This window comes from Candidatus Protochlamydia naegleriophila, assembly GCF_001499655.1.
Lineage (GTDB): Bacteria > Chlamydiota > Chlamydiia > Chlamydiales > Parachlamydiaceae > Protochlamydia > Protochlamydia naegleriophila.
The window spans coordinates 1,813,222-1,836,161 of the sequence record NZ_LN879502.1 but is presented as its reverse complement, the minus strand read 5'-3'; the positions used below and the strand labels follow the sequence as shown (position 1 = coordinate 1,836,161).

Genomic DNA, 22,940 nt, shown 5'->3' with positions numbered 1-22,940 from the left:
AAATGAAACAATTGGAACTTATGATGTAATCATATGCTGATAAATGATTTCTGCCAGATGCTTCGCTGTGCGATTAGTCCCATCAAAAATTTGATGACGGCACGACATTCCATTGGCGACTATTTCAGTATCAGGATGGCTTTCCCGAATTGCTGGAAAGAGTCGCAGTTCTCCAATTTGCATTGAAATGGCATAGTGTTCCAGTTCATATCCAAAAGATCCTGCCATGCCGCAGCATCCTGAGGGAATTTCGGTAACTTCAAATCCGGGAATTGCTTTCAAAACGATTAAGGTTGGTTCCATTCCAACGAGAGCCTTTTGATGACAATGACCATGGACTTTAACCTTTTTTTTAGACTCATTGAAGGGGAGATGAAACTGATTTTTTTGCACCAGCTGTGCTAGGAATTCGTCCAATGTTATGCAAGATGCTATAATCGTTTCTGCCAAGGGGAAAAAGGGATCTTCTTCGGGCAGGAGGCTTGAATAGTCATCTTTTATGGTTAGTATGCAGCTTGGCTCTAATCCAATGATGGGAATTCCATCCATTGCGAGCGGTCCAAGTTGGGAAAGTAAGGTATGCGCTTGTTCACGGGCTTGTTTAAGCACTCCTTTGGTTAAGGCTGGCCTGCCGCAGCATTTCCATTGCGGAACAATGACTTTGTATCCTAGCGCATTTAAGATATAAACGGCAGCTTGGCCAACTTCCGGATGATTGAATTCATTGAAAGTGTCATTGAACAAGATGACGCTTTCTTTCAGATGAGAAGGCTGCGGAAAAGCCTTAAACCAATCAGAAAACCGCTTTTTAGATAAAGGAGGAAGGGTTCTTTTTGAGGATATGCCTAGCCGTTCTAATCCTTTTTTTACCCATGCTAGTTTGCTTAGGATATTAAACAGGGGGGCAAATGGGACTGTCCATTTGTTGATGAGGCCAATGGAGCTGAATAAGCGGCTTCTTAAGGAGTAACCATTCTCTTCTTGAAAGTGAAAGAGAAATTCAGATTTCATTTTAGCCATATCGACTTGAGAAGGGCACTCAGTCTTGCATCCTTTACAGGATAGGCATAAATCCATCACATTATGCAGCCCTTGACTCGTAAAGTCCTTTAGGGGCAGCCGGCTATGAATGATAGACCGCAGGGTCTGTGCACGGGCCCGGGTGGAGTGAAACTCTTCGTTGGTAGCCTGAAAGGAGGGGCACATGACGTTTTCTTTTTTACGGCAAAGGCCGTTGCCGTTGCAGAGATCGGCTGCGAGTGCGAATCCGCCTTCTGCTTTGAAGTTTAAAAAAGTGGTTGGTTCGACGAGTGTTTGGCCGGGTTGGGTGCGCAGCTCTTCAAATTCAGGAGGAAGTGGAATAATTTTTCCTGGGTTGAGTAAATGGCTGGGATCGAATGCGGTTTTTAGATCTTTAAAGGCTTGCATGAGCTGATCGCCGAACATGAGCGGGTTTAGCCAGGAGCGAATGAGTCCATCACCATGTTCTCCGCTTAAGGATCCATCAAACTCAAGCAGCAATACAGCAATATCCCGCATCATCTGCCGCATGAGTACAAATTCTTTAGGGTCTTGCAGGTCAATATAGGGGCGGATGTGCATGCAGCCGGAGCCTACATGACCATAAATCCCTGCTGATTTTCCTTTGCGCTCTAAATATTTGCAGAACCGGGACATAAAATCCGCTAAGCGATTGGGACTAACAGAAATGTCTTCTAAAAATGCAATGGCTCGGCTATAGGTGCGCTTGGATAGCAAAATGCCAAGTCCCGCTTTGCGCAATGTCCAAACCTTTGCCATTTGAGATGGGGCTGATAGAATAACCTGCGTATAGCCCATTTTTTTATTTTGCGCATGAGACAGAATCATTTGAGACTTTTCTTGAGTTTGTTGTTCATTGGCACCGGCGATTTCAATGATTAGTAATGCTTTGGGGTTTCCCTGGAGCCAATCCATTTGTCCACGTAAAGATGGTGACGCTCTTCCAAGCTCAATGATTTGATCGTCAATTAATTCTAGGGCAACCGGTTTATGAATTAAAAGCTCTGGCACTTGCTTCAGGGCATCTAAAAGGTCATCGAAAAAAATGAGGCAAAGGGAAGATGCCTGAATTTTTGGCACGACAGTCATTTTAATTTGAGTAGCAATGCCAAGTGTTCCTTCAGATCCGGCTATCAGCTTTGCTAGATTAAGCGGATAAGGTTTGATGAGTTCATCCAAATTATAGCCGGAAACACGCCTGGGAATATTTGGAAAGCGCTTTATTATTTCTTGTCGATAGGTTCTTCGAATGCGTTCGACTTCCCGATATATATCTCCCTCTTTCGAGGCCAGGCACAATTTAACTTGCCATTCAGGCTCTGTCAAAGGGCTTAAATGGAGTAGTTCGCCATTAGCTAAAGCAATTTCGACTTCTTCGACAGCATCAACCATTTTTCCATAGTGCAGCGACCGAGATCCTGCTGCATTATTGGCGAGCATACCTCCTAAGGTGGCTCGATTACCAGTCGACGTATCGGGGCCAAGCCTTAAGCCATAGGTGGAAAGCTGGTGATTGAGTTCGTCTTGAATAAGACCCGGTTCACAAATGGCATATTGATGTTCCTGATTGATTTCAATAAGCTTATTTAAGGACTTGGAGAGGTCAATAATTGCTCCTCTTCCAAGGCATCCCCCTGTGATTCCTGTAGCGGCGCCTCTGGCGGTTACGGGAACTTTAAAGTAGTGGGCAATTTCAAGCGCTTTTTGCAGGTCTTTCTTGGAATTTGGGATAATAATGACTTGGGGTTCTACTTCAAAAATGGAGGCATCCACGCTGTAAACGCGTCGTGAAATTGGATCAAAGTGAACAGATCCTTCAATATTGCCTTTTAGTTCTTCCTGGAATTTGTTCATCAGTCACGCCTTAAGTTTCTACTCTTTGATTTCATTGTAGAGGCTTTAATTTGGAGGAGAGTTTAAATGCTGCAATTGAAAAGGATAAATCGGACCCACTTTTAAAATGCCGGTTAATGCATCTAATGCTTGCCTGCTCTCATTTAATAGCTGAGGATCGATGAGGTCTTCGGGGATTAAACGATCGCGGTAATATTTATTAATCCACTGAACGAGTTGGTTGTAGAGGTGGTCTGTTAGTAAAATCGAAGACAGCATAGAGGTTTGTTCTTTTTGATTTAAGACAACTCTTAGCCTTAAACATGCCGGGCCTCCCCCATTTTGCATGCTTTCGCGAATATCTTGATAAATCACTTGTTTAATGGGGTGATTCGATTGATCGAGGATGGATTGGATAAGTTTGCGGGCAGAGTCGGATTCTTGGCATTCTTGCGGTGCAATGAGAGCCATGGTTTGATTGGGCAGGGTGATGAGTTGGGAATTGAAAAAATAGGTTTTAACTGCTTCTTCCAAGGAAAGCTGGTCGCTTGAGATGCGCAGTAGGTGTGCGTCTGTTTGTTGCTCTTCCAGTAATCGTTTTATCTGCGAAGCTACAGATTCGGAATCTACAAATGCTTTTTCGTGGTAGAGGAAAACATTTTGATTGCCGACAGAAATGACATCGTTATGAAAAACGCCTGCATCGATTGCCTCTGGATTTTGTTGCGCAAAGATGACTTGATTGGGAGACAAGTGGTGGGTACGAGCAATGGCCTTTGAAGCCTCATCTGTTTGCCGTACTGGGAATTTTTTGGGGAACGCAGCTTGAGGATTTTGAATCTTGCGTCCATAGACGAATAAGTGGGTTCCTGGCTGATCATGCCGTTTGCAAAAGCGTGTATGATTGGCAGCGCCTTCGTCTGCAAAGTCATCTTGAGCGGGCAGAGGAAAGTGGTGGGCAAAGTAGGCTGGATTTTCAAAAATGCGGCGCAAGATGAACGAGGTGCCAGGCGCTTCAAAGGAGCGATGAAATTTGCTTATAAGGTTGGCTGGAGTAAAGTGAACGCGTTTATCGTTGGAATCGCTCGATGGAGTTACTGTAGCAGCATTAGCAGTCCACATGCTTGCTGACGAGCTGCAGGAAAGGAGAAGGGATGGGTGATCTTTCCAAACTTGTTGAAGAAGAGCTGTGTCAGACCCTGTATATCCTAACGCTCGCAAAATTGGAATAAAGGGACGCTCTTGCGGAGGTAGAACAGCTTGTTTGATTCCAAGCGATGCAAGCGTGCGCATCTTTTCAAGTCCTTGCAAGGCTGCTTTTTTGGGATTCGAGGTTAAATGGCCATGGTCCATGGAAGCTATATTTCCAAAAGAAAGTCCGCTGTAGTTATGTGTGGGTCCGATTATTCCGTCAAAATTAATTTCGTCTACTTGATCTAGCATGTTTGCCTTGTCCATGTATGTTGCGATTTCATTGGCGATTTAATAAGTCATTTTGGGTTGTTCAGTTTTGGCTTTCAGGCCTGGCTGTGTAATGCTTGGCATTTTCAAAGTTGGCGTTTCCAAAGAGGCTACTGGGTAAGAGCAATAATCAGCAGCGTAATAAGCGCTTGGCCTGAAATTACCGCTACAACCAATGCCACCGAAGGGGGCGGCGCTGCTGGCTCCTGTCAGCTGAGTATTCCAGTTGATGATTCCTGCCCTTATGTTTTTGTAGAAATAATTATATTCTTCTTGTTGATCGCTAAATAGCCCCGCTGCCAATCCAAATTTAGTTTGATTCGCTTCTTTGACTGCCTCATGAAAGTTTCTGACGCGAATGATTTGTAAAAAAGGACCAAAAATTTCTTCATCCGGGCGCTCTGCTATATCTGAGACGTCCATTAAGCCAGGCGATAAAAAGGCTGTTCCTGGTTGAATAGCAGCCATTTCAAGAATAGGCCTGCCGCCTTTATCTATAAGGTTTTGCTGGGCTTCTAGCAAATACTTGGCTTGTTGTGTAGAAATGACGGGGCCCATAAATGGTTCGGGAATTTGCGTATAAGGGCCAACAACGATTGTTTTAATCATTTCTTGTAAAGTATTGAGGAATTCGTCACCGATTTTGCCAGCAGGGACGATTAAGCGCCTTGCACATGTGCAGCGCTGCCCACTTGAGAGATATGCAGACTGGATTGTTAAATAGGCGGCTGTTTCAAGGTCGGTAATTTGACTGACAATAAGGGGGTTGTTGCCGCCCATCTCCAAAGCCAGGATTTTTTGCGGGTAATTGCCGAAGTAATTGGATAGAAAGAGTCCAGTCTTGTAGCTTCCGGTAAAAAATACTCCTTGAATATCTGGGTGGTGTACGAGGGCTTGCCCTGTTTCTTTTCCTCCTTGAACCAAATTGAGTACTCCCGCCGGTAAATTGGCCTTTTCCCAAAAAGAGAGGGTAATCTCTGCGACAAGCGGCGTGAGTTCGCTTGGTTTGAAAACAACAGTATTGCCAGCCAGAAGGGCTGGAATGATATGTCCACCTGGCAGGTGTCCTGGAAAGTTGAAAGGGCCGAATACTGCCACGACTCCGTGTGGTCGGTGCCTTGTTATAGATCTTGATTGAGGCTGCTCTCGAATCATTCCTGCGCAACGTCTTCCATAAGCTTCTAAGGATAGGCCAATTTTATTAATCATGGCGGAGACTTCATTTCTAGAGTCCCATAAAGGCTTTCCCGTTTCTTGTGAAATGGCTTCTGCAAGCTGCATGGCATTTTGTTTGAGTATTTCGCCGAAGTGATCTAGATGTTGCGATCGTTCATCCATTGTTAAACCAGACCATTTTTCAAACGCTTGCTTTGCGTTTTGAACGGCCTCATAGACTTGCCTTTCGCTTGTTTCATTACCTTGCCAAACAATTGCTCCTGTAGCTGGATTGATGGAGGCAAAGGGAAGGCCTTCTCCGATAGACCAGCGATGATTTGTAAAAAGGCTTGGATGTTCTTGCATATTCAAATGCCTTGCGTTGTATTCTGTCAGATCTTTTTAAGACACCCCTTGGAGAATTCATGGGTGTATCGATATATAACGAATAGAGTCTCCAGCTTTAACGAGTAGAGCATTTGCAACCTCTTCGTTGATCAGGGCTTGATGTTTTGAGAGAATTTGCATTCTCCCAAAACATGCTCTAAAATCAAGCCTATCATTGGCTAAGATATACTCTGCTTCTTCTGATAAAGCGTCGGAAGTGATCGCTATTTGAGTAAGGGCGCTATTTTTGATAGTCCGGATGCTACTTGTCGGAGCGACTAGTAAGGGGCCTCCGTCGAAAATATCAATTTCATTATTAAAGGCAAAGCCTTCTTGCATTAACATGTTGATGGCTGGTTTTGTATTTTCATGGGTTTTGCCAATGACTTCTTGAGCCTCTTTGGGAAGTAAGGATAGATAGATTGGAAACTTAGGTAAAATCTCTGAAATGAATGTCCGATCCTGGTCTAGCTGAGCCATGACTTCAACAAATGAAAGATTGCAAAAATGACCTCCTACGGCTTCCCAAAAAGGAGAAATTTGGCGCTGATCGATGTAGCCGCGCATTTCAGCAGTGATTTTTTTTTCGAATCGATGGCGATGGGCGGCTATGAAAAGAAAGCGGCTTAATGAGAGCAAGCGTCCCTGTCCACTATGTCTAAAAGTTGGCTGTAGATATAGAGAGCAGACTTCTGAGGCTGCAAGCGAACTATAGATGGCTCTTAGAATTTTTATTTCTTTAGGGGAAGAGATGTGTTTAGCATCTAAAGGAAGGCTTTCGATTCGGTACAAGTAGTTACGTCTTGCATTGTTTTGGGACAGGATGCCGCAGGTTCCGCCAATACGGCCGGTAGTCAAATCCTCGAGCACAAAGAAGTACTCTTCGCCTCCTGGTTTTTCAACTTGTTTTTGGAAGGACAGCTCGGATAAGGTCATTTTATCATGCAACTTGTCCCGGTCCCTTGGCAGGTTTGTCATGCCGAGCAAGGATTCGAACGAGAATTCTGCAAATACTTTTAAATCAGATTTTGTGATTGGTCGAATGACAATCATGGTATACGCGCATCCCTATTCATTTTGATCACAGCTTCTATAATGTCCATTACATGTTCAATATCTTTTACTGTAATCGCACCGACGGGAATTAAGAATCTTACTCGTGCTGGATTGCTCCCTGCAATGAAGCTGATTACACCTGCTTGAAACAAATCTTGGATAAACTGCGTAACTCTTTGTATATTTCCGTCGAAAGGGGTAAAAGCTAGCATGCTTCCTATGCCATAAGGGCCTTGAACTGAGCCCGGATACGTTTTTTGAAGCCTTTCAAATCCTTCGACGAAGAGAGTGTGGATATGTGCAATTTTACCGTCAGGGCCGAAGTAGCGGCCGGTGAGTAGATGATCAACAATTGCAAGCCCTACTTGCATGGCTACGGTACTGCTTGTGAAGGTTTGACTCAGAAGGCCAGCTTTGGGCTTAAAATTTGATTTAAAAAGGGTAGCGCAGACTTGTGACAACTTGCCAATGGAAACTAAGTCGACAAATTCTTCCAGTTCAAAATGGCGATAGGCAAATAACTGGGTTGTTCTGCCAAATGTTTGGACCTCATCGACAAAGATTGTAATGTCATGCTCTTTTAAGACAGTCATCAAGGCTTTAAAAAAATGAGTTGTTCCGCAATGAAAGCCCCCTTCGCCCTGCACCAGTTCAAAACACATGACGGCATGCTGCTTGGGGTAGCGAGCCAGGTGTCGTCTTAAGGTTTGCACAGCCTGCTTGGTGCTCTCTTCAGGCTCTTCTTCGCGGTAGAAGGGCACATAATCAACTGCAATCGATTGAGGAAGTCCTTCCCGGAAAGAGGGTTTGTCCGTGACTTGTGAAAGCGTTGTTGTCCGTCCCATGAAGCACTTTTCAAAGGCCAGTACGCGGTTGGCTGGAAATTTCTTTTGAAAAGCGAGTTTGAGGGCATTTTCATTGGCCATGGCGCCAGAAGAAGATAAAAAGCAGTGATCCATTCCAGAGGCTTCAACAAGTATTTTGGAAAATTGAAAAGCTTCTGTCCCTTGCTGCAAATGCCCCTGCATGACTGTATCATTGAGGGCTGCTTCAATAGCTACAGTTATGATGTCAGGATGGCTATGACCCCAGTAGTGGGGGCCGATGCCGCTAATCATATCATATTTTACACTGCCGTCCAGCAATTCGACGAGAGCTCCTTTTCCAAATCCGCTTCCAAGGTACGGAAAATAGAGGGGGGCCCCGCGCAATTCATTGAATGCGTCTAGCATGTCCTTGTAGTTTTGAGCGGCTTCTTTTTGAGGCGGACGAATCTGGGTCAAAGACGCTTGATGATCTTTTAAAGCTTCTAAAACAAGCCTTTTTGCCTCGTCAATGCGAGGGTCATTTTTAAATAGCTGAGAAGCTAGCTTAGGTTTTTCAGCCATGATGCGGCTCCCGTTGAATGATGAGTTCTTTCGTTGCAAGTTTGAATAAAAATAAGCTTGCGAGTTTGGTGCGCTCGACTAAGCTTGGCAGAAATAAGTATTCTTCATGGGTGTGGATGCAGCCGCCAACTGCACCAATTGAATCCATAGTCGGCAGGCCTGCTCCAGAGGTGATATTGCCATCGCAGACACCGCCTGTTTCTCTTAACTGGAAGGGAATATGCAAGTCGTGAGCGCAGTCAGCGTACAATTCAAATAAAACTTGCAGATTTTGAGTAAGCGGCTTTGGCATGCGCTCTGTTTCATTGATAATGGAGAGCTGGATTCCCTCTTTTTGCTGGCAAAGTGAGGCAATGTCTTGAAGGGTGCGCTGCAAGAATAAAATATCGTCGGCGTTCGAGGTTCTCATATTTAAGCGGCAGGCAGCAAAATCGGGAACGATGTTGACCGGGCCGCCGCCCTCGACGTAGCCCACATTGACAATGACTCCTTCATCTGGTTTATTCAGCAGCTCTACTTTTTGAATGAATTGGGATAGGGCATAGATAGCATGGCGCCCTTCTGAAAAATTGCGTCCAACGTGAGCAGAGCGTCCTTTGACGGTTATGCTATAGGTTGCTGATCCCTTACGTGAGCTGACGAATGCGCCATCTGGAAATGAGGGTTCGAAAATGAGGCCGATGTGATTGCGTCTCGCAGCTTCTTCGAATAAATAGGCTGAACCTGGTGAACCAATTTCTTCGTCTGGATTGATGAGTACTTCCCATCCAATTTGATCTGCATACGGGGAACGTTCTAAAGCTGCTAGAGTCACGAGTAAAATGGCTAAGCCTCCTTTCATATCGGTTACACCCGGTCCAATCCATGTTTGATGGTCCTTTTCACGTACGATTTGAAAAGGGCTGGATGGGGGGTAGACGGTGTCCATATGACCCGCAAGCAGGATTTGAATAGGTGCGTGAGGGCGTTTTTTGATTCGCAAAGCTTGTCCAAGCATTTGTTCTCTTAGCTCTCCTTTAGCTCCAATAATTTGGCGAGGAGGGAGTGAAATAAGGTGCATATTGCCTTCTAAGCCCAAAAAGTCCCGCTTTAAAGTACTTAATAGGGTTGCCAATCCCTCGGTATTGTAGGAAAATGTATTGATGTTAGACCATGCTCTAACAAGGTGGTGTAGGTAGGAAGCCTGACTGTCAATCCACTTTAGGTAAGGAATGAAGGCCTGGATGGAAACATTCATAGTTCAGCTCACATTTTCTCTCAAATTCTCTCAAAAGACTTTGAATTTTCAGACAAACCAAAAAGGATTTCTCAGTTAGTGCTTGTGTAACCATCATTATTAATCGTTTAAAAATTATTTATAATAAAGAGAAAAGATAAAATTTGAGTCACGAAGGAGGGGTAAAAAGAATATCCATCCAGAACAAGTTTGCCTTGGTAATAAATTATCGTATCCGCTAATGTGACAACTGCCAAGGAGTTGCTTGTTTTTCCTCCCTGAATGTTTTCTGAACCATTTTTTGCTTCGGAAGATTAAGTCAGCTGCTCGGGTGGGTCTTAAAACCCAGGATGAGATGAACGTTTGCTCAATTTGGCATTGTAGATAAAACACCTGAAGAATTGGTTTTTAGAGGATGTGAAAGCCTATTTTCCAGGTGTTTTGTGTATAGGCCGCAAAATTGAGCGATAAAGTGCCATACCTAAAGTTTCAAGACACTCTCTTAATCGATTAAATTAAGTTAGGAGCAATATGAACAATAGAGGTCGAAAGCATTTGCAAGAGGTTTTAGAAAAAAATCCTGCCTGCTATGTGCTGATTACCTGCGGAGAGCTATCGGAAGATGGAAATATGCAGGTTGAGATGACTTATCAAGGAGATGCAACACTGGCTTCTTATCTTCTTCAGGGGGCTCAATTTTATATGGATCAAGAAGAAGATTGTCTGGATTCCACTACACCATCGATTCGGCTAGTAAAGTAGTCGCATTCGCACAAAAATCTGTGAATTAGCTTTGGGGCAATGCGAAAGTTCTTGCCCTTAACTTAAAATCTGTGTCTCTGATCAGCCCATTTGTCGGGACCGAAATGTTTTATTTTTTGACTAACGATTCCACGCATGTCTGGTTCATAGATGTTTGATTGAAGGCGAAGCCTTCTGCTTATTTCGGTAAACCGATGTTTCTTTTTGAATGATAATGGCCACAGATAAGGCTTTAAGGGGCCTTTAGCCCCTATATGGCTTATGGTTGCGCACGTGATGATTTCTCGAGCATTTGGAAATTGGCGATGAGTTTATCGAAGTTGGCTTTGATAAAGCTATAGCTCTTTTTTGGTCCCCAGAGTTCGAGGCGATAGACGTTATGCTGATCTTCAAAGAAAGCGATCCATCCCATTTCATCTTGATCGGTGATGGTAAGATAAATGCCTCTTTTTCCCAATACTGTTTGCAATTGCCCCTTTCCAACTAATTTGGCCTTGTCGGCGTGTGATTTGTAAAGAGAAACATATCTTTTGCGTAAAAGTGCTTTAAGCTCATTTGTGAGGCGGGCTTCTTTTTCATGAAAGGCTACACCTCCATAAAGGTCGCTATGGGGATCTGAAAAAATAAGCGAAATCGTGTAAGGATACTGATCATCAAAGTTCGTTTCTTGGGTTTCTTGATCCTCTACAAGCCATTCTTTTGGGAGCGAGAGGCTAAAGCCTGCCTCTTCATTTGTGACGACTCGATTGTTAGATTCATAAGCCAGCTTTTTGTCGCCTTGGAAGACTCCTTCATCTGTAAATGTGAACCATTGCCCTTGTTGATCTGGGTGGGCTTCTTTTGCCAAGTACATTTGTTTGAAGCGGTCATGCCAGGCTTGTTTATTTTTCTCAAAAGTTTCTCTGTCCTTTGCAGAGTAGCGTACATAATAAATAGCTGTCTGTCCTTTTAAAACACGTCCTAAATTGTATTCGTCGTAAGCAATATTTTGCGTTTTAGATTTACTCTCTTCTTTGAGTACGAATGAGCTTTCAAAAATGTTGAGGTTGGCGGGTTCAAATTGATTGAGGATTAAGTCTTGATAGTTTGTCAGATGCTCTTTGAAAGCTTCTTCAAGATTTTTAGCAAAGTCTGATGCGGAGATGCCGATTCCATCAAATTTTTGGACAGTAAATAGTTCTTTCCAGCTGAGTATGTCTTCGCCTTTTAGAATCATTTCTACAATTGACTGCTCATCTGCATATTCTTGGAAGCCAATTTGCCAGCTACGATCATCGAAGGGAACAAAGAGCTTTTCTTGTCCGCTTAAATAGGGAGAGAAAAATGAAGTGATTAGCAAATACGCTATTAAATACCAACGCCGTGAATTCATTGTAGTCATAAAGTTCCTCCTTTTGACCTCGCTGAGATTTCATAACCCGAACGATTTTAAAAAGTGATGAGCAAACGGGATATTTCCATTTTCAAAAAGAACAAATGGGGTGCTGCAATCAGAGAACGAGCCTTCTGTTGCTTTGGAATTTGAAACATCCGTTCGGCTTTTACCTCTTTTGCTAAGGGTGAGTTTATAAATAGCATATCAAAAAATAAATTAACAAATTAGAATTGTGCTAAGGTTCAGTCATACAAAAAAATAGGCAAACAGACTCGAGATCTGCTAAGGTCTTGAATTTAAATGATCGTAGCTATGTCAATGTTATTATTTTATGTTGGTGAAAATAGGTATGCAGTTGATAATCAATGCATTGTGAAGATTATCCCTCGTGTTTTTTTAAAGAAAATGCCTTACGCTCCTCCTTATTTAGCGGGTTTATTGAATTGGGAGGGAAAGCCCATTCCCATTGTTAACTTTTGCCATCTAATTGAGCAAAGAGAAGCATGTGAAGCCTTTCACACCAGGATCATATTGATTAAAGCGCCGCATGACGCCTTATATGTGGGGATAATGGGAGAGAAAGTAATTGATATTGCCAATGTAAAGGCGAGCCAATTTTCGGAAACCGGATTCTATTTAAGCCATTTTCCTTATTTAAGCGGCTTTTATAACGATCAGAATGGGATTATTCAAAAACTCGACGTGGCAGAGTTTTTCAAATTCTTATCTGTGGATTTTTTTCCGGCTATACAGAGTGGAGATGATGGGCAACCCTAATTTTTTCCATTGCATTATTCGATATATTGAAAACAAAATGGGTTTAAAGCCCAACAGGATCACTGATAGTGTTTGGGAATGGGTTATAAAGGAGAGAATGAATCTATGCAACTTAGGCACCCATAAAGAGTACTATGAAAGATTAGTTTCTTCAAGTGGAGAATGTCAGGAGCTAGTCGAACTCGTTGTTGTTCCTGAAACGTGGTTTTTCCGTGATAAAGGCTCTCTCGATTTTTTAGTCAGAGCAGTACGTCAGAATTCGCATCCGTTAATCAAAATTTTGAGCTTGCCTTGTTCGACTGGAGAAGAGCCCTATTCGATTGTTATGGCCTTATTTGATGATGGTGTCATTCCTTTCCGGTTTGTCATAGACGCGGCAGACGTCAGCCAAAAAAGTTTACTCACGGCTCAAAAAGGGGTATACGGTAAAAAGTCGTTTCGCGGCAGAGAGCTGGGGTATCGAGACTTTTATTTTAAGAAGAATGGGGATGGATATGCGATCGACTCAATTATAAAGGAGCAAGTGCATTTTTATTATCACAACGTGATGGATGAAAAGGCAGACTCTTTCGGTTTTGGTTCCTACCATTTTATTTTCTGTCGCAATTTACTTATTTATCTGAGCGAAAAAGGGCAGGCAAGAGCGTTTCGATTGATACGTTCGCTGCTAGCCCCCGATGGGATATTGATTGTTGGGCCAGCAGAAACTCAATTAGCTCAGAATGGTGGATTTGTCCCCATTCATTATCCAAAGGCTTATGCATTTGCTCAAGAAACAGCAGTATTGGCTCCGTCGATCGAACAATTTACTTCCCAGCTACTGCTAGACCAGACTTTTTCAGAAATGGATAAGCTGACTAATTCTAAAGAAGATCCCTTTTTACCTATTCAAAACCTTGCACAGAGCTTAACAGCTTCTTTGACTGTGCCTGAAAAATCAACTCTTTTGGAAAAGGCGAAAAAATTAGCCGACAGTGGCGATTTTGATGAGGCAGTAACATGTTGTTTAAATTACATTTATAAGCATGGAGCAAACGAGACGGTCTACTATTTGCTAGGACTCATTCAACACGCTATGGGAGATGAAGCAAAAGCTGAAGAATTTTTTCGAAAAGTTGTTTATTTAGAACCTTCTCACTATGAGGCTCTAATTTATTTGACTCTCCTCTCCGAAAAAAAAGGAGATTTTAATCAGGCTGAACTGTTTCGGAGGAGAGCTCAAAGAGCCTTTAAGATATAGGAGGCAGGCTTTGTTTTTTGTCCGGGAGATTTATAAGGTGAGGAAATAACGAAATGATTTGTCAATGCCTTCTAAAGGTGGAGTAACTGTGCTAGAAAAACAAGATGATCTAATGATGCATAGGCCAGAAAAAGAGCGGAAGGAAAATCTTTTAGATAGGCGCCCATCTGAAGAATATTTACAAACATTGACGCAAGCAATCCAGAAGCCTCTAAGTGTTGAGCAAAAGAGCGATACTATATCTGTCGTCGTTTTTCGTTTGGCTCATGAATGGCTTGCAATGAAAACAAGTGTTTTTAAATCAGTCATTCTTCGCCGGCAGATTCACTGCATTCCGCACCGGGCACAAAAATTTCTTTTGGGGGTTGTGAATGTGGATGGCGAGCTTCAGCTATGTGTTGCACTTAATGAATTGCTAGGGATTGAGTATTCGATGTCGCGCAGTCATCATGCTTCACATGATGACAGGATGATTGCGATTGCGCAAAATAAAGAGCTTTGGGTATTTCCCGTAGATGAGGTCGAAGGCATTCATTTATGGCATGTAGCCATGCTGGAAAATGCTCCAGTCAATGTTTCAAAGTCAGCGTCAAATTACTTGAAAGGCATCATGACTATTAAAAATAAAAGTATTGGTCTCTTAGACGAAGAACTGATTTTTTATAGTTTGAAGAGAGGGGTGCAGTGAAAGAAACCACTGATATTTCTTCTGGAGAGCCCTTGCCTGTAAAAATTGATGAAGCTTTGATCGCTTTATTTTTAAAGGAGCTGAGAGAGCAAAGTGATAGCATTCGATTGGACTTGCAATTATTTGAAGAGAATCCTCAATTAGATCAGCCTTTGAAAGAGTGGGCTCAAACAGCGCGGACAATCAAACAGGCAGCTCACATAGTCAAGTTACAGCAAGTAGTAGAAGCTGCTCAAACGTTAGAACTTTATGCACAAGCGTTGCTTGATCAACGGGTTATAAAAACAGCTAGTGGACAAGAACTATGCGTTAAAATAGTTCAGCTATTGGCTGATCTGTCTTGCATAGAGCCTGATCACCTTAGTTTTTTCCTACAGGAAAAGCAAGAGCTTCTCGCGGAACTCCATCAAAAACTCTCCTCTTTATTAGCTATTTCACCAGCCGCAAATGTCAAAGAGGAGCTTATTGTAGAAGAGCTGGAGAGCGAAAATCCAGATTTTGTGATTGATGATGCGATGTTTGACTTATTTCGCATTGAGGTGGAAACCCAATCTAGGGTGCTCAATCGTGGATTGATTGAGCTGGAGCAGAATGAAGATCCAATTCTATTAGAAGAATTGATGCGTGCCGCGCATTCTATTAAAGGTGCTGCACGTGTTGTCTCTCTTCCCTCGATCGTAAAAATGGCTCATTCAATGGAAGATTGTTTTGTTAGTATTCAAGCTAATCAAAAAGCTTTACCTGTGCATATGATTGACACGCTCTTGCAAATGGTTGATCTATTGTCCAATTTGTCTCGCATTCGATCGTCTGACATTCATAATTGGTTAAAGGGACAGCTTCCACTTATTGAAAAGAAAATAAAAGAGCTTGAAGAGATTCAAAAGCAAGAGCCGGTCAACGCTCGAGGCGCAGTTGCATTGGTAAGTGCATTTGAGGGGAAAGGAAAAGAAAGTATAGGATCGAGTACTGTGCCCTATCCATTGAAAGAGATGAAGAAAAGCGAGTCTATTAAGCCTTTTCAAACAGGATTTTCGGAAGAGAGGGTACTCCGCGTAACGGCTCAGAATTTAAATCGTTTGATGGGGCTTGCCGGTGAATCACTTGTAGAATCGAGATGGCTGTATCCTTTTTGGGATAATCTGCAAAAGCTTAAGAAAGAGCAAATTGAGATTGCAAATTTACTAGATGGTTTCCGAGGTGGCTTAGCAGACAGCAGGCTGGATGAAAGGATGTGGCAGTATTTAACCGATCTGCAGCATCGATTTAATGAGAGTCGTCAGCTGCTTACTGAGAATTTAGGGGAGTTGGATTCTTTTATAAGACGGCATGCTAATTTATCAGACCGCCTTTATCAAGAGGTCATTAATAGTCGCCTACGTCCATTTTCAGATGGTGTCGAAACTTTTCCGCGCATGGTTCGTGATTTGGCAAGGCAGCTTGACAAACGCGTAAGGTTAGAGATCGAGGGATTATCGACTTTGGTCGATCGGGACATTTTAGAAAAACTGGAAGCCCCGCTGAGCCATCTTTTACGAAATGCCATCGATCATGGGATTGAATCACCTCAAGAGAGGCAAAAAAAAGAGAAGCCAACGGAGGGATTGATTAAGTTGAAAGCCTATCATCGTGGAGGAATGCTTGGGATTACCGTTTCAGATGATGGGCGCGGGATAGATGTGGAGGAGTTGCGCAAAAGAATAGTAGAGAAAAATTTTACTAGTTCTGAGATGGCCAAGCGTTTATCAGAAAGTGAGGTCATCGACTTTCTTTTTCTACCAGGTTTTTCGACTGCTAAAGAAGTGACTGAAATCTCAGGAAGGGGGATTGGACTCAATATTGTCAGAAGTGCGGTGCAAGAGGTTGGAGGGATTGTCAAAACGACTTTAATGCCTGGCAAAGGAACGAGCTTTAATCTGCAGCTGCCTTTGACCTTATCTGTCATCCGCGCTCTTTTGGTGGAAATCTCTGGCGAGGCCTATGCTTTTCCTCTAGCACGCATTGATCAGGCTCTCCTCATCAATCGCGATCAAATTGAAATGGCAGAAAATAAACAATATTTCAGATATGAAAACCAAAATATCGGTTTAGTCTCTGCTTGGCAAGTATTGGAGTTAGCTGAACCCCAACTAACCTTGAATCTGTTGCCTGTCATTATTTTAAGCGAGCGGACCAATTCTTACGGACTTGTTGTGGATCGTTTGATTGGCGAGAAAGAGTTGGTCGTACAAGAGTTGGATGCCCGTTTAGGAAAGGTCTCAGATATTAGTGCAGGGGCTCTAATGGAAGATGGAAGCCCTGTCTTAATTATCGACGTAGATGAGATTGTGCACTCTATTGATTTGCTGCTTTCGGGAGCCGGGGTGGCAAAAATTTCTTACACTAAAGAATTGCCGCCTGATCGCATAGCTAAGCGCGTTTTAGTGGTAGACGACTCCATTACAGTTAGAGAGGTTGAATGCCGTCTTTTAAAAAACCAAGGCTATGAAGTGGAAACGGCTGTCAATGGTATCGATGGATGGAATGCTGTGCGGGTTGGCCATTATGATCTTGTCATTACCGACATCGATATGCCACGCATGAATGGAATCGATCTGGTGAGAGCGATTAAGAATGACCCGCACTTAAGTGATATTCCCGTGATGATAGTGTCCTATAAAGAAGGAGAGACTGATCGTTTGATGGGGTTGGAAGCTGGAGCAGACTATTATTTGACTAAAAGCAGTTTTCATGACGCCACATTGCTAGCAGCTGTTTACGATTTAATTGGGAAGCCATAAATCGGTTGATGTGCTATGAACCAGAATAAATGCATTAGACACTGACTTTGATTGAAAAAATTGAAGATTTTTGAGCAGGTTGATCATTACTTTGAGAGCGTATAGAGGTTTGCGGAAATTTGGTAATCAAAGTGCAAAAAATAGCCATTTTAACAACCAAATGAAGTTTTGAAAGTCCAATGAATAAAAAAAGCGATTCTTACGGCAACAGGTCTGTATGGCTTATAATCCCACATTATCCGTTTCAACCCATTTGTTTTCCCCTCGTCGCTCTTATTCAGTTAGAGTGCTTTTAATTGATGATCAAGCAATCATTGCAGAAGCTATTAAGCGCCAACTAGCCGATCAGACAGACATCGATTTCCATTATTGCTCAGATCCTACGAAAGCATTGGAGGTTGCAAGCGAAGTCAAGCCCACGGTTATTTTACAGGATTTAGTCATGCCAGGGTGCGATGGATTGCTTTTGGTTAAATACTTCCGCGCGAATCCAGCCACTAAAGATATTCCCATCATAGTTTTATCAACGAAAGAAGATCCTAGGGTAAAGGCCGAGGTTTTTGCATTAGGGGGAAATGATTACATCGTCAAGTTGCCGGATAAACTTGAGTTGATTGCTCGCATTCGTTATCACTCAAAAGGATACATTCGTTTATTAGAGCGCGATGAGGCTTATAAAAAGATCGAGGAAAGCCAGCAGGTCTTGTCCGCGGAATTGGCGGAAGCGGCTGCATATGTAAGGTCATTATTGCCAGAGCCTTTACACAACACGATTGTGGCTGAATGGCGTTTTATTCCTTCAACCCAGCTTGGGGGGGATGCATTTGGCTATCATTGGCTGGACGACCGCTACTTTGCTATTTATCTTTTGGACGTATGCGGGCATGGAGTGGGAGCTGCTTTACTGTCCATTTCTGTTGCCAATTTGCTTCGTTCTCAAAATTTGCCGAAAGCTGATTTCAAAGATCCGAGTTCCGTTTTGGAGGCTCTTAATACCGCCTTTCAAATGGAAGAACATAATAATATGTTTTTTACAATTTGGTATGGCGTTTATGATAAGCACACGCATCAACTGGTCTATGCGTGTGGCGGACATCCTCCAGCACTTTTAATTACGGGGGATATTGCCCGCGAAGCGCAATTGTATGAGCTCAAAACACCGGGCGTTGTGATCGGAGTGCTTCCTGAAGTCGATTTTCAAAATGGGTCGATTCAAATCAAACCTTATAATGTTTTGTACATTTACAGTGATGGGATTTATGAAATCAGTAAAATTAATGGCAGCATGTTAGAACTGCAGGAATTTATTTCACTCATAGGATCTCATCAGGAAAAAACAGAGTTGAATTGGATTATTGCAGAAATTCAAAATTTGCAAGGAAAAAAAGAATTTGTAGATGATGTGTCTATCATAAAAATCACCTTTGAAAATGGTCATGCAGACAAACAATCAAAATGAGATATTAAAGACTCGGAAAAAAATGAAGCAGAGAATCAATGCATTTGCTTACTCGATGAGAGCGCTTTTAGACGCGGCTCAGGGCAAAGATGTTTCGTTGGAGACCCTTTTAAAGGGGCTTGGAAAAAAAGGGCAGGCGGCATTGTTGATTCTTTTAAGTTTGCCTTTTTGTCAACCGATTCAGATTCCTGGTTTTTCAACTCCATTTGGAATTATTCTGGCATTTATAGGGACGAGGATTGCATTTGGCAATCGCATTTGGCTTCCAAAATACATCTTGGATAAAAAGATTTCCTATCACCACTTAGAAAAGATTGTGTCTGTTTCAATTAAGATAACTGATAAGTTGCGGTATTTTGTCTATGCAAGATTTTCTCATCTTGTGAAAAATCCCATCTTGCAAATCATGCATGGCTTAACAATTACGCTGTTAGGATTTGTTCTTGCCTTGCCTTTGCCTATTCCATTAAGTAATATTTTAGCGGCCTATCCTCTAGCCATATTTGGCCTGGCCATCTTAGAAGATGACGGGATGGCCATTTTAGTGGCTTATGGACTGAGCCTTTTATGTTTTTTTGTTCTCGCCTTATTGATTTGGCTAGGCAAAGAAGGATTGGCCTCTTTATTCCAATAATGAATGGAATAATTGTATAAAATAGATTTTACAGAAATAACATTTACCAAAAAAAGAAGCTTTAATTCCAAAACATCGTTCTGTTTTTTCTTTTCTTTTTATATACTCACTTTACGTAAAAAAGAGGGTGGTGAATAAGCAAGAGGTTGCGATTTCCTACAGATCTGCTCAAATTGAGATAAAATAGAGCGAGCATTTCTGTCTATTCAAGGAGTTGAACGACCTGCCTGTGTTTCATTTAATCTGAATTGTGATCTGCTTGCAATTCATTTGAAGGATTGTTTTGCAGACAATAAGCTTCTTCTGGTCTTGCTTTGATTGAAAAATTTGGTGATTAAAGTGTAAAAAAAGGCAATTTTAATAACCAAATGAAGTTCGAAAGAAGTCGAATAGTGAATGAGCTAGTGTTAGAAGCGGTTTTTTTGTATAACATTCTTAAATTTCAGGCAGATAGGCAAGTTTTAGAGTTAACTCTGTTATTTAAAAAATGCCTGAGTGTGAATTTTCGAAATAAAAAATTCCAAATACAGATCTCTTATCGAGGAATACGATTGTGAACGTTTTAGAAAAAAGAGTTGAAAGTCAGGTTCAGTTTTGGTCGCTGCTTGGGCCATTTTTAATTCTTTTATCAGTAGCCGTTTTGCTTTTTAAAGTATCGACACACTGGTATTTCCCTCTGAGTGGCCTTGTCGGGATTCCTCTTTGTGTTAAATGGAAGATGAAAGGCATGGCCACGGCTTTAACATGTCTTTTCTCTCTTTCTATTATCGGTTATCAAACAATAGACTTGGATGAGCGTTTTTGGCACGTTGGAATGGCTTTAGCTATGGCTTTTTCATTTATTATTTTAACGCTATCGCTAGAAGAGGTAGAAGGGTTAGTTGATAAGCTTCAGTTAGAGTCGCAGAGTCGTTTAGACAATTTTCTGCGTTTAGATGAAAAAATGAAAGGCATGGAGCATGGCTGGTTCTTAGAAAAAGAGCACATCCAAGGGCAGGTTACAGCCCTCACGCAAGATGTTGCACAGACGCAGGAAGAGAAGCAAACCTTTTATAAGCTCATGCAGCTATCCAAAGAAGAACTCATTTTACTCCACAGTCAACATGACCAGCTTTTACAAGAGCTCTTTTATAAAAAACAACAGGTCGCTCAGCTGCATGAGAAACTAGAAGAGGCTGAAATGACAGTTCAGACTCTGATTAATAGTGAATCTGAGAAAAGCGGCTTAAAGCTTAAAGAGGATGTTGTCAAGCTAGAGCAAGAAAAAAACATTCTTACAGTTCAGTTAGCTGGCCTTCAATTCGATCAGGAAAAACTTTTGCAAGATTTTGCGATTCTGCAAGAGCGCGAAGCAAACTATTTATCAGATCAAAGCCGTTACAATCAAAGTGTAGAGGAAAAGCAATACCTTGTTCACAAGCAACAAGAGCAATTAGAGGCTCTGGAAGAGGAGAAAAATCTTCTACAATTGCATTTAAGTCAAATTCAACAGCAATATGATGACGCTAAGAGGCTATTTGAAGAGGTTAAAAAAGAGTGCGATACGGTCAAATCTAGTGAGGGTCAAAATCTCGCCACAATTCAAGCTCAGATAGAGAAAATAGAAAGATTGGAAAAGAATTGGGAAAGCAAAGAAAAAGAGATTCAAGTTCTTCAACAGAATAAGAAGGCTTTAGAGGAGCAACTTTTACAGGAAGAGTCTAATAAGCACTATTGTGAAGAACTAAAGAGCCGTCTTCAGAAGATGGAAGAGCAATTTGAACAGGAAAAGCAAGGGTTGCATCAACGCCATTTAGCGCAGCAGCATCAATTGCATAGCCAGTTAGATAAATTGAGTCACGATTTGCAGAAAAATCTCTCTCTGTTTTCTCATCAGCAAGATGTTATTGCTCGCAAAGACCAAGAACTGGAAGGCTTAAAGATAGTGGCTGCAAAGGCAAATGAGGCAATTGCTGAATATGAATGTGCTATGCAGTCCCAGCTAGAGCAAGCAAAATTAATCGATGAGGAAAAACATTCGCTTGAAAGCGAATTAGAGCGTTTGAATTCGCAGCTTGTCAATTATCACGCGCAATGCGAAGTCATGCAAAGTAGTCAGCAGCAACTAAAATTGCTTGAAGAAACAAACCAGCAGCTTGAATTGGCATTGACTCAAGTAAAGCTACAATTGACGACTTCTGAAGATGAATTACAGCAAGCTCTTGAGGACTACCTAAAACTTGCACATATTGAAGAGAGCAAGCTGAAACTTGAGCAAGAACTGATGGAAGCTAGAGCAAACTTAAAAACTTGCCAAGATAAGCTTGAATTCGCGCAAGAGAATCAGGATATGCTCGAGCATAGGTTTGAAAAAGAATTGGCAGAGTTGAAGGCTAAGTTGAGTGTCTGTGAGGAAGAGTTAGAGTCAGCGCACGAAAGTCAGGCTAAATTGGAACTCATCCAAGAAAACAAACAAAAACTAGAGCAAGAATTGACTCAAGTGAGGACTAAACTTAGTGCTTGCCAAGATGAGCTGGAGCTTGCGCATGAAAATCAAGATATGCTCGAACACAGACTTGAAAAAGAATTGACAGAGATCAAATCCCAGCTGGCTACCTGCCAAGAGGAACTCGAAAGGTCTGTTGAAGCGCAGAGTAAGCTAGAGGCTATCGAGGAAAGCAAGCAAAAGCTTGAGAGTGAACTGAACCAATTCAAATCGAAGCTGATTGATTGCCAAGAGGAGCTTGAAAGGTCTGTTGATGCGCAGAGTAGGCTAGAGGTTATCCAGGAAGATAAACAGAAACTTGAGAGCGAACTGAACCAAGTGAAATCCAAGCTGAGTGCCTGCCAGGAAGAGCTTGAGAGAGCTGTTGATGCGCAGAGTAAGCTAGAGGTTATCCAGGAAGATAAACAGAAACTTGAGAGTGAACTGAGCCAAGTCAAATTCAAGCTAAATGCCTGCCAAGAAGAACTTGAAAGGTCTGTTGACGCGCAGGGTAAACTAGAGGTTATCCAGGAAGATAAACAGAAACTTGAGAGCGAACTGAACCAAGTCAAATCCAAGCTAAATGCCTGCCAGGAAGAGCTTGAAAGAGCTGTTGATGCGCAGAGTAAGCTAGAGGTTATCCAGGAAGATAAACAGAAACTTGAGAGTGAACTGAGCCAAGTGAAATCCAAGCTAAATGCCTGCCAGGAAGAGCTTGAAAGAGCTGTTGATGCGCAGGGTAAACTAGAGGTTATCCAGGAAGATAAACAGAAACTTGAGAGTGAACTGTCTCAGACCAGATCAGAAATAAGCAATTACAAAGCACAGCTTAATCAAGCGATGCATGATCAAAATAAAGTTTCAGAAGCTATGGTCCAGACTCGAAAAGCGGAAGGGCTGTACCTGCAACTCAAAGAGCAATTTAAAGTAAAATCAGCCGTTTTAGATGAGACTCGTAAAGAATTATTCTATACGCAAGAAGAGTTACTTAGTCTCCAAAAAGGATATGAAGAGCAGCAAAAATTTGCGATTGGGGATGAGGAAAGATTATTGCATAAAGATTTAGAGCGCATGAGCTATGAATATGAAAAGGTCATTCAAGATTACGAACAAGAGCTGGATGCAATGTCGGAGTTGATCCAAGAACTATTGGCTCGTTCATAAAAGCACCGGCTTTAAGGCGAGGATTGGGTAAGTATTTGACTTATCGCCTTACCTCGCTTC

At 42.1% G+C, this 22,940-nt stretch carries 15 protein-coding genes; 8 read left to right on the top strand and 7 right to left on the bottom strand.

The features are described 5' to 3' along the window. Window positions 1-18 precede the first annotated feature (18 nt). The 6 genes from PNK_RS07690 to PNK_RS07665 are packed head-to-tail and all read right to left on the bottom strand — an operon-like array spanning window position 19 to window position 9,558. Window positions 19-2,895, bottom strand: a complete 2,877-nt coding sequence (locus tag PNK_RS07690; RefSeq protein WP_059061303.1) for an FAD-binding and (Fe-S)-binding domain-containing protein — start codon at window positions 2,893-2,895, stop codon at window positions 19-21. A 45-nt stretch (window positions 2,896-2,940) separates the two neighbouring features. Continuing rightward, window positions 2,941-4,317, bottom strand: coding sequence for an N-succinylarginine dihydrolase (astB, locus tag PNK_RS07685; RefSeq protein WP_059061302.1), 1,377 nt, complete (start codon window positions 4,315-4,317; stop codon window positions 2,941-2,943). Between the two features lie 39 nt (window positions 4,318-4,356). Then, window positions 4,357-5,856, bottom strand: a complete 1,500-nt coding sequence (astD, locus tag PNK_RS07680) for a succinylglutamate-semialdehyde dehydrogenase (RefSeq protein ID WP_059061301.1) — start codon at window positions 5,854-5,856, stop codon at window positions 4,357-4,359. A gap of 57 nt (window positions 5,857-5,913) precedes the next feature. Next, the gene (locus PNK_RS07675; RefSeq protein WP_051981713.1) at window positions 5,914-6,930 is read right to left on the bottom strand and encodes an arginine N-succinyltransferase; all 1,017 of its coding nucleotides are present in this window, start codon (window positions 6,928-6,930) and stop codon (window positions 5,914-5,916) included. Beyond that, window positions 6,927-8,321: an aminotransferase class III-fold pyridoxal phosphate-dependent enzyme gene (locus tag PNK_RS07670; protein WP_059061300.1), complete on the bottom strand. Its 1,395-nt coding sequence runs from the start codon at window positions 8,319-8,321 to the stop codon at window positions 6,927-6,929. The genes PNK_RS07675 and PNK_RS07670 overlap by 4 nt, the downstream gene beginning before the upstream one ends. Then, on the bottom strand, window positions 8,314-9,558 hold the full coding sequence (locus PNK_RS07665; protein WP_032124246.1) for a hydrolase: 1,245 nt from the start codon (window positions 9,556-9,558) through the stop codon (window positions 8,314-8,316). Before PNK_RS07665 ends, PNK_RS07670 begins: the two co-directional genes overlap by 8 nt. A 510-nt stretch (window positions 9,559-10,068) precedes the next feature. Here PNK_RS07665 and PNK_RS07660 point away from each other — a divergent pair. After that, window positions 10,069-10,299, top strand: coding sequence for a hypothetical protein (locus tag PNK_RS07660; protein WP_032124247.1), 231 nt, complete (start codon window positions 10,069-10,071; stop codon window positions 10,297-10,299). A 259-nt stretch (window positions 10,300-10,558) separates the two neighbouring features. Here the strand turns inward: PNK_RS07660 and PNK_RS07655 are convergent, their stop codons facing one another. Further along, the gene (locus PNK_RS07655; RefSeq protein ID WP_032124248.1) at window positions 10,559-11,680 is read right to left on the bottom strand and encodes a hypothetical protein; all 1,122 of its coding nucleotides are present in this window, start codon (window positions 11,678-11,680) and stop codon (window positions 10,559-10,561) included. A gap of 306 nt (window positions 11,681-11,986) precedes the next feature. Here PNK_RS07655 and PNK_RS07650 point away from each other — a divergent pair, with 306 nt between their 5' ends. The 7 genes from PNK_RS07650 (at window position 11,987) to PNK_RS07615 (ending at window position 22,880) form a co-directional block, all read left to right on the top strand. Continuing rightward, window positions 11,987-12,451 (top strand): chemotaxis protein CheW, encoded by a 465-nt coding sequence (locus PNK_RS07650; RefSeq protein ID WP_051981715.1) that lies wholly within the window; start codon window positions 11,987-11,989, stop codon window positions 12,449-12,451. A gap of 97 nt (window positions 12,452-12,548) precedes the next feature. Continuing rightward, entirely contained in the window at window positions 12,549-13,691 is a 1,143-nt protein-coding gene (locus tag PNK_RS07645; protein WP_059061298.1) for a CheR family methyltransferase, read from the top strand. A gap of 88 nt (window positions 13,692-13,779) precedes the next feature. Then, window positions 13,780-14,379: a chemotaxis protein CheW gene (locus PNK_RS07640; RefSeq protein WP_158021746.1), complete on the top strand. Its 600-nt coding sequence runs from the start codon at window positions 13,780-13,782 to the stop codon at window positions 14,377-14,379. Further along, window positions 14,376-17,159: a hybrid sensor histidine kinase/response regulator gene (locus PNK_RS07635; RefSeq protein WP_197560200.1), complete on the top strand. Its 2,784-nt coding sequence runs from the start codon at window positions 14,376-14,378 to the stop codon at window positions 17,157-17,159. Before PNK_RS07640 ends, PNK_RS07635 begins: the two co-directional genes overlap by 4 nt. A gap of 217 nt (window positions 17,160-17,376) precedes the next feature. Continuing rightward, entirely contained in the window at window positions 17,377-18,618 is a 1,242-nt protein-coding gene (locus PNK_RS13905) for a SpoIIE family protein phosphatase (RefSeq protein WP_079992862.1), read from the top strand. Between the two features lie 22 nt (window positions 18,619-18,640). Next, window positions 18,641-19,252, top strand: a complete 612-nt coding sequence (locus PNK_RS07625; RefSeq protein WP_032124250.1) for an exopolysaccharide biosynthesis protein — start codon at window positions 18,641-18,643, stop codon at window positions 19,250-19,252. A 553-nt stretch (window positions 19,253-19,805) separates the two neighbouring features. Further along, window positions 19,806-22,880: a coiled-coil domain-containing protein gene (locus PNK_RS07615; protein WP_059061293.1), complete on the top strand. Its 3,075-nt coding sequence runs from the start codon at window positions 19,806-19,808 to the stop codon at window positions 22,878-22,880. Window positions 22,881-22,940 lie beyond the last annotated feature (60 nt).

Coding starts and splice junctions, on each gene's coding strand:
- astD (WP_059061301.1), bottom strand. CDS start 5,856: ATGCAAGAACATCCAAGCCTTTTTACAAATCATCGCTGGTCTATCGGA.
- PNK_RS07665 (WP_032124246.1), bottom strand. CDS start 9,558: ATGAATGTTTCCATCCAGGCCTTCATTCCTTACCTAAAGTGGATTGAC.
- astB (WP_059061302.1), bottom strand. CDS start 4,317: ATGCTAGATCAAGTAGACGAAATTAATTTTGACGGAATAATCGGACCC.
- PNK_RS07650 (WP_051981715.1), top strand. CDS start 11,987: ATGTCAATGTTATTATTTTATGTTGGTGAAAATAGGTATGCAGTTGAT.
- PNK_RS07645 (WP_059061298.1), top strand. CDS start 12,549: ATGAATCTATGCAACTTAGGCACCCATAAAGAGTACTATGAAAGATTA.
- PNK_RS07625 (WP_032124250.1), top strand. CDS start 18,641: ATGAAGCAGAGAATCAATGCATTTGCTTACTCGATGAGAGCGCTTTTA.
- PNK_RS07660 (WP_032124247.1), top strand. CDS start 10,069: ATGAACAATAGAGGTCGAAAGCATTTGCAAGAGGTTTTAGAAAAAAAT.
- PNK_RS07670 (WP_059061300.1), bottom strand. CDS start 8,321: ATGGCTGAAAAACCTAAGCTAGCTTCTCAGCTATTTAAAAATGACCCT.
- PNK_RS07655 (WP_032124248.1), bottom strand. CDS start 11,680: ATGACTACAATGAATTCACGGCGTTGGTATTTAATAGCGTATTTGCTA.
- PNK_RS07690 (WP_059061303.1), bottom strand. CDS start 2,895: ATGAACAAATTCCAGGAAGAACTAAAAGGCAATATTGAAGGATCTGTT.
- PNK_RS13905 (WP_079992862.1), top strand. CDS start 17,377: ATGGCTTATAATCCCACATTATCCGTTTCAACCCATTTGTTTTCCCCT.
- PNK_RS07675 (WP_051981713.1), bottom strand. CDS start 6,930: ATGATTGTCATTCGACCAATCACAAAATCTGATTTAAAAGTATTTGCA.